Source organism: Bacillus thuringiensis, assembly GCF_001455345.1.
GTDB classification, from domain to species: domain Bacteria; phylum Bacillota; class Bacilli; order Bacillales; family Bacillaceae_G; genus Bacillus_A; species Bacillus_A thuringiensis_N.
Map to the genome: position 1 here is coordinate 3,632,004 of NZ_CP013274.1, position 14,315 is coordinate 3,646,318.

A 14,315-nucleotide genomic window follows, 5' to 3' on the forward strand; every position below is an offset into this window, starting at 1 on the left:
ATTTGATATAACAATCAAACGGGTCTCTTTTCTCGATTCGCTTATAAAGAAGCTTTATATATGCTTAAAACATCATCTTTATTTAATTTTTTAAAATTACCAAATTCACCATAAGCCATCGCTTTATCCGCCATTAAATCAATTTCATTTTCTCCAATAGCGTAATCAGATAATGTTACTGGTGCCTCAATTGAAGTCCAAAATTGACGTAACGCCTCAACTCCTTCTAACGCAACTTCTCGATCAGTCTTTCCATCTGTTTCTACATCGAATACGCGAATAGCAAACTGTTTAAAACGACTTACATTTTCATCTAAAACATGCTTCATCCAGTTCGGGAATAGAATTGCTAAGCCGCCTCCATGCGGTATATCATGAACAGCTGAAACTGCATGCTCAATATTATGAGTCGCCCAATCTCCTTTTACTCCCATCGCTAAAATACCGTTTAACGCCATAGTACCGCAATATAAAATAGTTTCTCTATGCTCATAATTTTCTAGATCACTTAAAAGCTTAGGAGCTGTCTCAATTACTGTTTTTAAAACAGATTCACAATAACGATCTTGTAGTTCTGTATTTGTTCCATGATGGAAATATTGTTCTAATACGTGCGACATAATATCTACCATACCGTAAATTGTTTGATCTTTCGGTACAGAAGCAGTATGAATTGGATCTAAAATCGAAAACTGTGGGAAGGTAACTGGGCTACCCCAGCCATATTTTTCATTCGTTTCCCAGTTTGTAATTACAGAACCAGCATTCATTTCAGATCCTGTTGCTGCAAGAGTAAGCACAGTACCAAATGGTAATGCCTCACTAGCAAATGTTTTTTTCGTTACAATATCCCATACATCTCCATCATATTTGCTACCAGCAGCAATCGCTTTCGTACAGTCGATTACACTTCCTCCACCAACTGCTAAAATAAATTCGACTCCATTATCTTTACAAATTTGAATCCCTTTCTTTACAGTTGATACACGAGGGTTCGGCTCAACACCCGTCAATTCAAATACTTCTGCATTAATATCCTTTAAAATAGAAATTACATTATCATAAATATCGTTTCTTTTAATGCTGCCTCCCCCGTATACGAGAAGAACTTTTTTACCGAACTGTGGAATTTCAGTTTTTAACTGTTCTAATTGACCTTTACCGAAAATAAGTTTCGTCGGATTACGAAATACAAAATTTTGCATATTTCTTTACCATCCCTTCTATATGAAAAGCAACTATACTTTTGTATACCATATTTTTTTCATTTCACAAAAATATTTGCTTAATAAAAAAATCCCAGCCTACAGGCTGAGATTTTTTTATTGATAATAAGGTGAGATCATTAAGTAAACAATAACACCAGATAAACTTACATATAACCAAATCGGCATCGTCCAACGTACAATTTTACGGTGACGTGTTAATTGATTTGTAAAACCAAATACAAGCGCAAACAATGCAAGTGGTACGATAATTGCTGCTAGGATAATATGTGTAATTAAAATGATGAAATACACATATTTAATGAATCCTTCTCCGCCAAAATGTGTTGCCGGTGCTAAGTAATGATACGATAAATACGACACACAAAATAGTAAAGTTGTCGTAAATGCTGCAAGGATGAAACCACGATGCATTTTCACATTCTTTTTAATAATAGAGAATAACGCTGCTAATAAAAATACGAACGTAAAGCTATTAAAAATCGCGTTTAACATTGGTAAAATCGTTACATCAAAATGTACTTCTCCTTCATAGCCAACAGGTCCAAAGAACAAAAATAAAATAATCGCATTTACAATTACAGAAAGCGTTATCACAATAGGAGCATAGCTTTTCTGATTTGTTGATTGATCCACCAAAATGGTCACTCCCTCTTCCTTCAAGTATGTATACATAACCTCACTATTTTAACATATTATTCACAGTGTAAATGTGACAATAGTTTGACACAGCAAGACAAAACAAAGAAAAAAATCCTTCTTAATAAAACTTCTTAAGAAGGATTTTATCGCTTTATTATTCAAATAGCAACGCGATTAATTTTTGTTAAAAAATGTATCGCTATATGCTTGAAAAATTTCAGACACTTGATATCCCATTAATGAAATTGCTGTTAATGAAAAGAAACCAATCATAAGAAATCGAAACCACATATAAATCTCCTCCTTGTATTTAGCTTAAAAAACGTTAGCTACCTTACAAGTTGCGTGGCACTCTTCATCATCACTTTCCTTCTTCTTTACAATTGCTGTTATAAATCGAATCATAAAGAAAACTACAAAAGGAAATTGTTTGTAATTCACATTGGCATAGTTTAGCAACGGCTCGCGCTGCACATCGAACGGAGATGAGAAGGAATAGAACATACCTTGCTCTTCCATATATACAATTACAATTTTCATGCAAAATACTATTCCTAGAAACGAAACAATATCTTGCCATTCTGTCGTATATAACAGGTTATACAGCTCTAATACGTACTCTTCCATCATCATCCCCCCTTCCTTTTTTACCATTCTGCTCGCCTTCGTATAAAAAGTCAAGAAAAAAGTTTATATTCACTATGACAATAGTAATTACTCTTTTCTTTACTTATATATGAATCTTTTCTACCAATGATTGGATGTAGCATTTCTTAGAAAACAAGAAATTAGAATCGAACAGATTCCTCATTCTTATTTTTAGTATTCAACACTGTACTATTTTTATTTCTATTAAAAATAAAATAAGAAATGATTATAAGAACCGTAACAAGCATCGTCAAAAGTGCTTGTGAACGTAAAGATTCAATTGCAAGCATCGCAACTAAAACTGCTATAATAGCCGCAATTGTAACATACGTCACATATGGGAAGAACCACATTTTCACTTTCAAATTTTGTTGTTCTACTCTTCCCATTTTTTTACGAATCTTTAAATGCGAAACAGCTATAACGAGATAAACTAGTAACGCAATCCCGCCAGATGCATTCACTAAAAACAAAAATACTTTATCTGGAGATATGTAACTGAAAACAACTCCAATATAAGCGAAGAACGTTCCGAATAAAACTGCCCGGACTGGAACACCACTACTGTTCAATTTCAAAAACGTCTTTGGAGCATCTCCTCTTTCTGCCATCGAAAAAAGCATTCTTGAGTTTGTATATAAACCCGAATTTAAACATGAAAGTACAGCTGTTAAAACGATAAAATTCATAATTTGTGCTGCCGCTGGTATTCCTATATGTTCCAGTACCGCTACAAACGGACTTTTTAGTATGTTCGCTGAATTCCATGGAAGAAGTGTAACAACTACAGCGATAGATCCAATGAAAAATACGAGAATACGCCAAATTACACTATTTGTTGCTGTTTTTACTGCTTTTACAGGCTCAGCAGACTCTCCAGCAGCTACCGCAACAATCTCAGATCCCATAAATGAAAATATTACGACAGTAATTCCAAGTAGCACCGAACTTATACCGTTTGGCATAAATCCTCCTTGTCCTACTAAATTCGAAGTGCCAGGTGCTTCCGTTCCTGGTACAAATCCTAAAATAACAGCTAGCCCAAGACAAAGGAACAAAACAATACTTATTACTTTAATAAAAGAAAACCAATATTCAAACTCTCCAAATGATTTCACTGAAAAAACATTCGTCAATGTTAATAAAATCGTTAATATTAGGCTTAATAACCAAAGCGGGATTTCTGGAATCCAGTATTGAATAATACCAGCACCTGCTGTCGCTTCTATTGCAATAACAATTACCCAGAAAAACCAATATAGCCACCCAATTGTATAACCTGCCCATGGACCAATTGCCTCTCTTGCATATGTTGCAAATGAACCACTTGTCGGATTAATAGCTGCCATTTCCCCAAGCATTCTCATAACAAAAATAACTAGAAGTCCTGCTAATGCATATGAAACGATAGAACCGGGTCCGGCTGAATGTACAACCGCCCCACTTCCAACAAACAAACCAGCTCCTATTACGCCACCAATTGAAATCATTGTAATGTGGCGTATTTTGAGGTCTTTCTTAAGATTTTTATCCAACTCTTGTACATCCCCTTCCAAACGTAATTTTGAAATTTATGTAAGAGTATTATGCGAAAAATCTTGTCCTATACTTTAAAATATATCAAAATATTCTGAATTCAACAATCGTAATTTGACCTCCTTTAAAAATTATTTCATTAGGTTTAATAATTTCCCATACACAATTGTTGAGAAAATTATAGTTACCTTACAAAAGAATGAATTTTCAGATATCATTGAATAAACAAGATTATACATCTAGACAACTTTTTGTATAGGAGTGTTGATATGTTAAACAAGTTCAAATTCATTTGTTGTACTTTAGTAATTTTCTTACTGCTACCGCTAGCTCCCTTTCAAGCACAAGCTGCAAACAATTTAGGATCAAAATTACTCGTTGGATACTGGCATAACTTCGATAACGGTACTGGCATTATTAAATTAAAAGACGTTTCACCAAAATGGGATGTAATCAACGTATCTTTCGGTGAAACTGGTGGTGATCGTTCCACTGTTGAATTTTCTCCTGTGTATGGTACAGATGCAGAGTTCAAATCAGATATTTCTTATTTAAAAAGTAAAGGAAAAAAAGTAGTTCTTTCAATTGGTGGACAAAACGGGGTCGTTTTACTTCCTGATAATGCCGCTAAGCAACGTTTTATTAATTCCATACAATCTCTAATCGATAAATACGGTTTTGATGGAATAGATATTGACCTTGAATCAGGTATTTACTTAAACGGAAATGACACTAATTTCAAAAACCCAACGACTCCTCAAATCGTAAATCTTATTTCAGCTATTCGAACAATCTCAGATCATTATGGTCCAGACTTTCTATTAAGCATGGCTCCTGAAACAGCTTATGTTCAAGGCGGATATAGCGCATACGGAAGCATATGGGGTGCATATTTACCGATTATTTACGGAGTGAAAGACAAACTAACATACATTCACGTCCAACACTACAACGCTGGCAGTGGTATTGGAATGGACGGTAATAACTACAATCAAGGTACTGCAGACTACGAAGTCGCGATGGCAGATATGCTCTTACATGGTTTTCCAGTAGGGGGTAATGCAAATAACATTTTCCCAGCTCTTCGTTCGGATCAAGTAATGATTGGACTTCCTGCAGCACCAGCGGCAGCTCCAAGTGGCGGATATATTTCTCCAACTGAAATGAAAAAAGCTTTAGATTATATCATTAAAGGCATTCCTTTCGGCGGAAAGTATAAACTTTCAAATCAAAGTGGCTATCCTGCCTTCCGCGGTCTAATGTCTTGGTCTATTAATTGGGATGCAAAAAATAACTTTGAATTCTCTAGTAACTATAGAACATATTTTGATGCTATTCCCTTACAAAAATAATAAAAAACAACAATAGGTTTTATATGACCTATTGTTGTTTTTTATTTATGTAAATTACTTTTTCACTTCTACATGATGAAGAGATTCTTTTCCATATCTTACATAACTATTTACAAGGCTTAAAAGTAATTTACCACCAATTAACATCGCGCGTTCATCAAAATCAAATTGATGATGTGGAATTGAATACATTAGTTACTATTTTGCTTCAATACAAATACTGAAAGTTCAGGTACACTCCAAAATCTAACAGGCATTCGAGTTGTCCCAATACCACGATTTACGTATAAATGTAATAGCTTATTCTTTCCTTCTAATTCATACATACCTTCAACATGACTTTCAGCTAGTTTTGTAGTAATTAATGGCCCTATAAAAGGAATTTGAACTTGTCCTCCGTGACTATGTCCTGACATTTGAAAATCAACCGGATAACGAGCTACTTTATCTACAACATCCGGCTCATGTACTAATAACATATTGAAATCTTGTTGCCTTACATGTTTTAAAGTCATGTCTATTTGTGGCTTCCCTAATAAAAAATCATCCAAACCTGATATTGTAATATATTTACCGTTTTCCGCTTTAATTTTCTGCACTTCATTTACTAACACAGAGAAACCAGCTTCCTCCATATACTTTTTATAAAATAAACTACCTCCACCGCCCCTATCGTGATTCCCAAACACAGCATATTTCCCTAAGGGCGCATGTATTTTCTGTAAAATATTTTTCGCTTCTTCTCTTTCTGCTTTATACGATCCAAACTTATCTATTAAATCCCCTGTGAAAACTACTAGATCTGGACTTAATGCATTCATCTTCTCCACCAAATTTTCTAGTTGTTTCAATGTGAATTCTGGCCCTAAATGTACATCTGAGAACTGCAATATTTTTTTATTATTAAACTCTTTAGGAATTGTAGAAGCTTCTATTTCATTCCACGTAACTGTTACTAGTTTTCGTTCTATTTCTGTCGCATAGAAATACAAACTTATAGAAATCGTTACTATACTTATGAAACTGATTATAAATATCTTGACGATTGATTTTTTCTGTTCTTCTTTTACATGATGCGTATTCATGTTCTCACCTCTAGACGTACTTTAAAGCCTTATTGTTACATGAATGTGACAACACGAACAACGTTAGTTATATCCAATCCCACCCTTGCTCACTTTGACAAATTTATACAGAAGTCATAACATGTTTTTATAATACATAGATTCTTAAAAATGTTCCTTCTATTCATTCTACTATTTTATTAAGGAGAGATTATTCATGTCTGTATTTACACCAGAAGAAATTACGGCACTTGCGGCTAATTCTGGAAGAAAAAAAGCTCATTTATCATTACTCCCTATGCTAATTCTCGGTTTTTTTGGCGGTGCTTTCATAGCATTAGGGTATTTACTCGATATTCATGTTATTGGAACAATGCCAAAGGCTTGGGGATCCTTTACTAGTTTTCTAGGCGCTGCTGTATTCCCTATCGGTCTTATTCTCGTTATTCTTGCAGGCGGTGAACTAGTAACTGGTAACATGATGACAGTTTCCATGGCCTGGCTTCAAAAGAAAATTACTTTATTTTATTTCATACGAAATTTAATTATTGTTACATTGAGCAACTTCATAGGCGCTGTATTCGTTGCTTATTTTTTCGGTCATATCGTCGGATTAACAGAGGGAGCTTTTTTAGCGAAAACGGTTTCTATTGCGCAAGCTAAACTACAAGATACACCACTACAAGCTTTCATTTCTGCAATCGGATGTAATTGGCTCGTTTGTTTAGCTGTTTGGCTCAGTATGGGAAGTAAAGAATTTATCGGAAAAATTATCGGCATTTGGTTCCCAGTTATGACTTTTGTTGCGATTGGATTTCAACACGTTGTAGCCAATATGTTTGTCGTCCCAGCTGCAATTTTTGCTGGTCATTTAACATGGATTGAATATTTTCCAAACTTCATTTTTGTTTTCTTCGGAAACTTAGTAGGAGGCATGTTATTTGTAGCGTTACCTTATTTCATATCTTATAATAAGAAACTACCTTCTAATAAAGAACAAACGGAATTAAAGAAAAAATCTGTATCCGCTTAAATTGAACGACTATACAGCAATCCTGAAAAATATTACAAATTCTATTTTTTTTACGAATATATGTACGTACACTTGTTCTCGAATGTTTTATACGTTATAATAACAACTTAAATAGCATTATTTACATATGAGGTGAAAAACATGAACAAAACAGAATTAATTAAAAACGTAGCACAAAATGCTGAGATTTCTCAAAAAGAAGCTACTGTAGTTGTACAAACTGTAGTAGAATCAATCACTAACACTTTAGCTGCTGGTGAAAAAGTACAACTTATCGGATTCGGTACATTCGAAGTTCGCGAAAGAGCTGCTCGTACAGGCCGTAACCCACAAACTGGTGAAGAAATGCAAATCGCAGCTTCTAAAGTACCTGCTTTCAAAGCTGGTAAAGAACTAAAAGAAGCTGTAAAATAATGAAAAAATAGCCTTCTCGTTTACGAGAGGGCTATTTTTTTCATTACATAATTAATAAAAATCTGACCATTATGCTGTTTCTTTTGTCCCTTTATGCAAATAAAACCGTTACTTTCAAAGAAAGGTTTTGCTGTAATACTCGCCTCTGTATATATCTCCCTATGGCCCAAGTTCACTGCTTCTTTTTCTAACGTCTGTAATATGGATGAAGCTATCCTTTTCCCTTGATGATCTTTATGTGTAAATAAGCGATCTACGTAATGATTCTCATTATAATCTCCAAATCCGACTATCACACCGTTATGATCCGCTACATAACTACTATTCTTCTCTAAAGAATGTAACCAACTTTCTCTATCTAGTCGCTCTGGTGCCCATGCCTGTAGCTGTAACACGTTATAATCTTTTGCATTAATTGTATGAACTGTTTCATAGAACAACTGTAATACTTGTTCTAAATCCTCTTTATGGAATGTTCTAATGATCATATCTTTTAACATATATGAACCTCCTTACTAAACTATCATTTAACTTTTCTACCATCTAAGATTCACTGCTTTATTATATCCTTTTTCTTTCTATATAAATAAAAAACAATACTTATTTCAAAGTATTGTTTTTTTATAAAAGCCTATGCAATTACTCTATAGATTTAAAGTTTTATTATTTTAACTTCACTCTTTGCAATCGTAATGCATTTAATACGACCGATACAGAACTAAATGCCATAGCTGCTCCTGCAACCCAAGGTGCTAAGAAGCCGAACGCTGCAATTGGGATTCCTAAGCCGTTATAGGCTAGTGCCCAGAATAAATTTTGCTTAATATTTCTTATCGTCATCTTACTCATAAAGATTGCATCAGCAATACTATTTAAATCACCACGAATTAACGTAATATCTGCTGCTTCCATCGCTACATCCGTTCCTGTTCCAATTGCCATACCGATATCCGCCGTAGCAAGAGCAGGTGCATCATTTATTCCATCTCCAACCATTGCCACTTTCTTACCTTGCGCTTGAAGTTTTTTCACTTCTTCTGCTTTTCCTTCTGGTAATACTTCTGCAATTACATGATCAATACCAACTTGCTTAGCGATTGCTTGAGCAGTTTGTGTATTATCTCCTGTAATCATAACAACGTCTAGACCCATTTTCTTCAGTCTTGCGATAGCTGCTTTTGAAGTATCTTTTACAGTATCTGCAACGGCCACTATACCAGCATATTCTTTATTGATCGCAATAAGCATTGCTGTTTTTCCTTCTCGTTCTAGCTCTTCCATTGATTTAGAAATTTCTTCAATATCAATATCGAATTTCTTCATTAATCGACGTGTACCAATTAATAGTTGTTTCCCTTCTACAACTGATTCGATACCGAATCCCGGAATCGCTTCAAACGTTTCTGAACTTGGGATATCAATTTTCTTTTCTTTAATTCCTTCTACAATCGCTTCTGCGAGTGGGTGTTCAGAATTTTTTTCTGCCGCACCTACTAAACGTAGTATCTCTTCTTCGTGAAATCCATCTGCTACAATTACATCTGTTAATACCGGTTTCCCATTTGTCACAGTACCTGTTTTATCTAGAATAACTGTATCTAATCGATGCGTTGCTTCTAAATGTTCCCCGCCTTTAAATAAAATGCCATACTCAGCTGATCTTCCTGATCCAGCCATAATAGATGTAGGTGTCGCAAGACCTAATGCACATGGACATGCGATAACAAGTACTGCTATCATTTTCTCAAGTGCCCCGCCAAAATCACCTGGTGTAACAAATATCATCCACACTGCAAATGTAATAATAGCAATTACAACTACAACCGGTACGAAAATACCTGAAATTTGATCTGCTACCCTTTGAATAGGAGCTTTTGAACCTTGAGCCTCTTCTACTACTTTAATAATTTGAGCTAATGCAGTATCTCTTCCTACCTTAGTTGCTTTCACTTTTAAAAATCCATTTTTATTCATTGTAGAACCGATTACTAAATCCCCAATTGTTTTATCAACTGGAATACTTTCACCCGTTAACATCGATTCATCAATTGCTGATTTTCCTTCTACAATCTCACCATCTACCGGAATTTTTTCACCAGGCTTTACATAAACGATATCACCAGCTACTACTTCTTCGATTAAAATTTTCATTTCTGTTCCATCTCGTACAACTGTAGCTGTCTTTGCTTGTAAACCCATCAACTTTTTAATTGCTTCTGATGAACGTCCCTTTGCTTTTGCTTCAAATAATTTACCTAAAATAATTAGTGTAATAAGTACCGCGCTCGTTTCAAAATATAAATCTGTCATATGTTCCGAAGAACCGATAGATTGAATGCTTAAATATACACTATAGAAATAAGCAGCCGATGTTCCAAGTGCCACAAGAACATCCATGTTAGCACTTTTATTACGTAACGCTTTATAAGCCCCAACATAAAACTGTCCACCAATGATAAATTGAACTGGTGTTGCAAGAGCTAGCTGCACCCAAGGATTCATAAGCATATCAGGTAAATAAATAAACGATGTAAATGAGAAGTGACTTACCATCGCCCACAGTAACGGGAATGATAAAATAAACGAAATGATAAACTTCTTCTTTTGTCGCTCAATTTCTTGTAAGCGATGATCAGTTGATCCATCTTGCTCATCTGATTTCACTTCTAATTTATATCCTAATTTCGTAATTGCACTCTTCATTTCATTTACATTAATTTCATCAGGATTAAAATCTACTGTAGCTGATTCTAAAGCGAAATTTACTGTCGCTCCGTGCACACCTTCTAATTTATTTAAACGCTTTTCTACTCTATTGGCACATGCTGCGCATGTCATTCCTGAAACAGTAAATTCAGCTTTATCACTTACAATTCCATATCCTAACGATTCAACTTTTTCCTTAAATTGTTGTGGATTTGTTTTTTGGGGATCATACATTATTTTTGTTTTTTCAAGTGCAAAATTTACATTTGCATCATGAACACCTTCTACTTTTTTCAGACCTTTTTCAATTCTATTTGCACACGCCGCACATGTCATTCCTGATATTTGAAGATTGGCCTCTTTTTGTTCATTCATGTCTCTCACCTCTACATACCCTTATGAGGTATAATTATTAGCAAAATAAATCGTACTTCCTATAAAGTACGATTTATTTTCATATCTAAAAAATAATTATTGAACATCGTATCCTTGATCTTCGATTACAGCAACGATATCTTTTAGTGTTATAGCAGACGAATCGATAGTAACTTCAACTGTTCCTTCTGCCAATTGAACCTTCACTTGTTCAACACCGTTTAACTCTTTCACACTGCTTTCGATAGCATTTACACAATGTCCACAAGACATACCTTCAACTTTTAATGTTAACTGTTCCATTTAAAATCCTCCTCTTGTTTATTCATTGTTTGTTAATCACAACCTCATCTTACCATACCCCCCTAAGGTAATCAATGGTTTTGTGTCATGATTTTTCAATTATTTTCTAAAAGTTTATTTTACACACACTTTTTCACACCAATACCCCGAAATCCTATATAGAGGTAAATAAAAAAACAAGCCAGTTACATACTAGCTTGTTCTTACGCTTTTGAAAAACGTTCAAATACTGTCATTAATTCTTCAATTGCTTCGTCACCATTACCGTTTTTAATAGCGCCCGAAACACAATGACTCGTATGGTTTTTGAGGACACCCATCCCTACTTTTTTCATTGCTGCATTAATCGCTGAAATTTGCACTAAAATATCCACGCAATAACGATCATTTTCAATCATATTTTGAATACCACGAACTTGTCCTTCGATTCTCTTCAATCTATTTATAATTTGCTCTTTTTCTTTTTCTGATCTATGTGTTACTGATTCATGCTCTTTATGATCCATATTATCACCTTCTTAAAAGTTCTCTTCATCCAATAAAACAATTGATTTTATGAGTATATCAATTATAGCATTAAATATCTATGTATGATACCCCATATGAGTATATTTCCACTTTATGATTATTCTTAACACATTGTTAGCTTCTCAGTCTCACTTTTCATTATACCCTTTCCTTTTTTCAAAAAACAATAATAAGCGGGGATTATCCATCCCCGCTTATTATTCGTCTACAAATATAAAAGCCTCAATCTTCACATATTTGAATTGAGACTTTTTTCCCCCTATATATAATTATTGCTGATCACATACTTTTGTATCATTCACTACTGAAGTTCCTTCAACGGTTACCGTATGAAAACAATCATTCACTCGAACTGTCACAACATTATCTTGCCGATCAATGATATGATATTCATTAAAATTTTTATTCAGAGCACTGCGAATTTGTTCTCCTTCATAAATTGGGATGCCATGCGATAAAACCCAAATAAGTCCAGCGATAGCAAGAATAGTTTTCATACGATCTACCTCCTTGGGAATATAGTGAACTTTTCATCCATGCTTTTTCAGCTCTACGAATCCTGATTGTAATAAACCAAGCCTTTTGGAAATAAGTTCATTTGGTCTATTTTATGTTTATGCTAATTGTGACCGAATTGTGACAACTTTTTGTCTCTTTAGACGAAAAGTTGAAACAAAACTTTCAAAAAGGACAATTCTACTTGAACAACACAAAAGGCTATGGAGAATTTCCCCATAGCCTTGCGTTTGCATTTTATTAGACAATCACTTTATTAACTAACCTAAAAATGTCGATTCACTCCAATCACTAGCCTTTTAATCACTGGATACATGACTAATAAATCTCAACCCTTTACTTAAAGAAGTCGGCACAACAGATGCATGATTCTCCCCTTCCGCCTCATAAAACGTAAATCTAAACTGATCGTGTTTTACCTGAAGAAGGCGCTTTGACAATTCGTTTGCACCTACAACCATATGCTCTCGTTCTAGTGAACCAACTGTAAGAAATACTCCTGTTTTAACTTTTGCATTGTTTAATTCATTTATAAGATTCTCTTCTTTTTCAAGCACAGATTGGTTATTCCACCAAATAGATGGACTACTAATAAAATAATTTTGAAAGGCATTTACGTTTGTAAATAATATATGTAAAGCAAATAGACCACCTAAAGAATGCCCAAATAGTGTTTGCTTTCCTTTATCAATTTCAAAATTCTTTTCAATTTGCGGCTTCAATTCTTTTTCAATAAAAGTAAAGAAATGATGTGCTCCTCCTGTTTTAGGCCAAGGTTTACCATCTGGTTTTAAAGCCGCATCTTTTGAAATTACGCTAGGCGTAAAATCATAACATCTTTCTTCACCTGAAAATGCCTCTTCAATACGATAACCAATACCTACTATAATGGTTGGTGAAACACCTGTTTTTTCTGCTCTAACTGATTGTATTTTAACTGCTTCATGGAATGTTTGAAAAAAGGCATTGCCATCTAATACGTATATAACAGGATATCCTGACTCTGGTGCTGGCTGTCTCGGCTTTGAAATATGAATTTGATATTCCTGACCTTCTAATTTTGAATACATGTTCCACTGCTCTGTATTAGATGTTATAATCTGCTGTTTTTCAATCGTAGTGTTCATCTTATATCCCCCCTTTCTAGCTTGTTACATATATGTCTACTTTTTCTTCTTGGGATACAACGCTACCGTATCCAAAACAAACAGGAGACCCATTATACGGATCAATCATGACACGTGCATCAATATGAAATACTTCTTTTAACACTTCATTTGTAATGATTTCTTCTGGGCTACCAGTTGTAACGATTTCCCCTTCCTTCATTGCAATAATTTCATCTGAAAACCTCGCTGCATGGTTAATATCATGTAGTACCATTACGACCGTACAATTATGCTCTTTGTTTAATTTTTCTACAATTTGTAATACATCTAATTGATGAGACATATCAAGATATGTAGTTGGTTCATCTAGTAGTAACACTTCTGTCTCTTGTGCTAACGCCATCGCTAGCCATACCTTTTGCCGTTGACCGCCTGATAAATTTGCAATTTGTCTCGTTCGAAATTCAGAAGTTTTCGTTATATCTAATGCCCAGTCAATCATCTCTTTATCTTTTGAAGTTAACTTATTTACATTATTTCGATGTGGATAACGTCCATAAGAAATTAATTCTTCTACTTTCAGCTCTCCTGGCGCAATTGGAGTTTGCGGGAGTAAAGCTAACTGCTTCGCAATTTCTTTCGTTGGAATTGTATGTAAATCCTGTCCTTGCAAATATACTTTACCGCTCTTTTGCTTTAAAATTCTTCCCATTGTTTTCAACAGTGTCGATTTTCCGCACCCGTTTGGTCCTATAATTGTCGTTACTTTTCCTTCTTGTATTTCCACATTTAAATCGCGAAACACTGTAAGCTTTTCATAACTTGTTTCTAAATTTTTTGCACTTAAAATACTCACTTTTATT

Annotated in this window: 16 protein-coding genes; 3 read left to right on the forward strand and 13 right to left on the reverse strand. The window is 34.5% G+C overall.

Translation table 11 applies throughout. The annotated features are described in order from the left end of the window. Nucleotides 1-41 precede the first annotated feature (41 nt). From ATN06_RS18810 to gabP, 4 genes are all read right to left on the reverse strand, one after another. Nucleotides 42-1,205: an iron-containing alcohol dehydrogenase gene (locus ATN06_RS18810; protein WP_060631895.1), complete on the reverse strand. Its 1,164-nt coding sequence runs from the start codon at nucleotides 1,203-1,205 to the stop codon at nucleotides 42-44. Nucleotides 1,206-1,322: 117 nt separating this feature from the next. Then, nucleotides 1,323-1,865 (reverse strand): DUF420 domain-containing protein, encoded by a 543-nt coding sequence (locus tag ATN06_RS18815; RefSeq protein ID WP_000228315.1) that lies wholly within the window; start codon nucleotides 1,863-1,865, stop codon nucleotides 1,323-1,325. A gap of 318 nt (nucleotides 1,866-2,183) precedes the next feature. Beyond that, nucleotides 2,184-2,522, reverse strand: a complete 339-nt coding sequence (locus tag ATN06_RS18825) for a hypothetical protein (RefSeq protein WP_140350541.1) — start codon at nucleotides 2,520-2,522, stop codon at nucleotides 2,184-2,186. A 134-nt stretch (nucleotides 2,523-2,656) separates the two neighbouring features. Next, nucleotides 2,657-4,051: a GABA permease gene (gene gabP, locus ATN06_RS18830; protein ID WP_060631897.1), complete on the reverse strand. Its 1,395-nt coding sequence runs from the start codon at nucleotides 4,049-4,051 to the stop codon at nucleotides 2,657-2,659. Nucleotides 4,052-4,321: 270 nt separating this feature from the next. Here gabP and ATN06_RS18835 point away from each other — a divergent pair, with 270 nt between their 5' ends. After that, a complete protein-coding gene (locus ATN06_RS18835) occupies nucleotides 4,322-5,404 on the forward strand; it encodes a chitinase (RefSeq protein WP_060631898.1) in 1,083 nt (360 codons plus the stop codon). A 54-nt stretch (nucleotides 5,405-5,458) separates the two neighbouring features. On the opposite strand, the gene ATN06_RS28740 is transcribed toward ATN06_RS18835, so the two are convergent. Then, nucleotides 5,459-5,596 carry a hypothetical protein gene (locus ATN06_RS28740; RefSeq protein ID WP_088116284.1) on the reverse strand — a complete coding sequence of 46 codons (138 nt, stop codon included), beginning with the start codon at nucleotides 5,594-5,596 and terminating at the stop codon, nucleotides 5,459-5,461. After that, nucleotides 5,596-6,489 carry a metallophosphoesterase gene (locus ATN06_RS18840; protein WP_060631899.1) on the reverse strand — a complete coding sequence of 298 codons (894 nt, stop codon included), beginning with the start codon at nucleotides 6,487-6,489 and terminating at the stop codon, nucleotides 5,596-5,598. The genes ATN06_RS28740 and ATN06_RS18840 overlap by 1 nt, the downstream gene beginning before the upstream one ends. Nucleotides 6,490-6,685: 196 nt before the next feature. On the opposite strand from ATN06_RS18840, the gene ATN06_RS18845 reads away from it, so the two are divergent. Together ATN06_RS18845 and ATN06_RS18850 are read left to right on the forward strand one after the other, a co-directional pair. Continuing rightward, the gene (locus tag ATN06_RS18845) at nucleotides 6,686-7,501 is read left to right on the forward strand and encodes a formate/nitrite transporter family protein (protein WP_060631900.1); all 816 of its coding nucleotides are present in this window, start codon (nucleotides 6,686-6,688) and stop codon (nucleotides 7,499-7,501) included. Between the two features lie 141 nt (nucleotides 7,502-7,642). Continuing rightward, a complete protein-coding gene (locus ATN06_RS18850; RefSeq protein WP_001043904.1) occupies nucleotides 7,643-7,915 on the forward strand; it encodes an HU family DNA-binding protein in 273 nt (90 codons plus the stop codon). A gap of 20 nt (nucleotides 7,916-7,935) precedes the next feature. Here ATN06_RS18850 and ATN06_RS18855 read toward each other — a convergent pair whose 3' ends face one another. The 7 genes from ATN06_RS18855 to ATN06_RS18885 form a co-directional block, all read right to left on the reverse strand. Then, nucleotides 7,936-8,415: a GNAT family N-acetyltransferase gene (locus tag ATN06_RS18855; protein ID WP_060631901.1), complete on the reverse strand. Its 480-nt coding sequence runs from the start codon at nucleotides 8,413-8,415 to the stop codon at nucleotides 7,936-7,938. 163 nt (nucleotides 8,416-8,578) lie between these two features. Next, the gene (locus tag ATN06_RS18860) at nucleotides 8,579-10,996 is read right to left on the reverse strand and encodes a heavy metal translocating P-type ATPase (protein ID WP_060631902.1); all 2,418 of its coding nucleotides are present in this window, start codon (nucleotides 10,994-10,996) and stop codon (nucleotides 8,579-8,581) included. 96 nt (nucleotides 10,997-11,092) lie between these two features. Continuing rightward, nucleotides 11,093-11,299: a copper chaperone CopZ gene (gene copZ / locus ATN06_RS18865; protein ID WP_060631903.1), complete on the reverse strand. Its 207-nt coding sequence runs from the start codon at nucleotides 11,297-11,299 to the stop codon at nucleotides 11,093-11,095. Nucleotides 11,300-11,502: 203 nt separating this feature from the next. Next, a complete protein-coding gene (locus tag ATN06_RS18870; protein ID WP_000349642.1) occupies nucleotides 11,503-11,805 on the reverse strand; it encodes a metal-sensing transcriptional repressor in 303 nt (100 codons plus the stop codon). A 291-nt stretch (nucleotides 11,806-12,096) separates the two neighbouring features. Then, nucleotides 12,097-12,324 carry a hypothetical protein gene (locus tag ATN06_RS18875; protein ID WP_000849103.1) on the reverse strand — a complete coding sequence of 76 codons (228 nt, stop codon included), beginning with the start codon at nucleotides 12,322-12,324 and terminating at the stop codon, nucleotides 12,097-12,099. A gap of 318 nt (nucleotides 12,325-12,642) precedes the next feature. After that, nucleotides 12,643-13,470 carry an alpha/beta hydrolase gene (locus ATN06_RS18880; protein ID WP_060631904.1) on the reverse strand — a complete coding sequence of 276 codons (828 nt, stop codon included), beginning with the start codon at nucleotides 13,468-13,470 and terminating at the stop codon, nucleotides 12,643-12,645. A 16-nt stretch (nucleotides 13,471-13,486) separates the two neighbouring features. Further along, nucleotides 13,487-14,308, reverse strand: coding sequence for an ABC transporter ATP-binding protein (locus ATN06_RS18885; protein ID WP_060631905.1), 822 nt, complete (start codon nucleotides 14,306-14,308; stop codon nucleotides 13,487-13,489). Nucleotides 14,309-14,315 lie beyond the last annotated feature (7 nt).

Coding starts and splice junctions, on each gene's coding strand:
- ATN06_RS18810 (WP_060631895.1), bottom strand. CDS start 1,205: ATGCAAAATTTTGTATTTCGTAATCCGACGAAACTTATTTTCGGTAAA.
- ATN06_RS18825 (WP_140350541.1), bottom strand. CDS start 2,522: ATGGTAAAAAAGGAAGGGGGGATGATGATGGAAGAGTACGTATTAGAG.
- ATN06_RS18835 (WP_060631898.1), top strand. CDS start 4,322: ATGTTAAACAAGTTCAAATTCATTTGTTGTACTTTAGTAATTTTCTTA.
- ATN06_RS28740 (WP_088116284.1), bottom strand. CDS start 5,596: ATGTATTCAATTCCACATCATCAATTTGATTTTGATGAACGCGCGATG.
- ATN06_RS18840 (WP_060631899.1), bottom strand. CDS start 6,489: ATGAATACGCATCATGTAAAAGAAGAACAGAAAAAATCAATCGTCAAG.
- ATN06_RS18845 (WP_060631900.1), top strand. CDS start 6,686: ATGTCTGTATTTACACCAGAAGAAATTACGGCACTTGCGGCTAATTCT.
- ATN06_RS18850 (WP_001043904.1), top strand. CDS start 7,643: ATGAACAAAACAGAATTAATTAAAAACGTAGCACAAAATGCTGAGATT.
- ATN06_RS18855 (WP_060631901.1), bottom strand. CDS start 8,415: ATGTTAAAAGATATGATCATTAGAACATTCCATAAAGAGGATTTAGAA.
- ATN06_RS18860 (WP_060631902.1), bottom strand. CDS start 10,996: ATGAATGAACAAAAAGAGGCCAATCTTCAAATATCAGGAATGACATGT.
- copZ (WP_060631903.1), bottom strand. CDS start 11,299: ATGGAACAGTTAACATTAAAAGTTGAAGGTATGTCTTGTGGACATTGT.
- ATN06_RS18870 (WP_000349642.1), bottom strand. CDS start 11,805: ATGGATCATAAAGAGCATGAATCAGTAACACATAGATCAGAAAAAGAA.
- ATN06_RS18875 (WP_000849103.1), bottom strand. CDS start 12,324: ATGAAAACTATTCTTGCTATCGCTGGACTTATTTGGGTTTTATCGCAT.
- ATN06_RS18880 (WP_060631904.1), bottom strand. CDS start 13,470: ATGAACACTACGATTGAAAAACAGCAGATTATAACATCTAATACAGAG.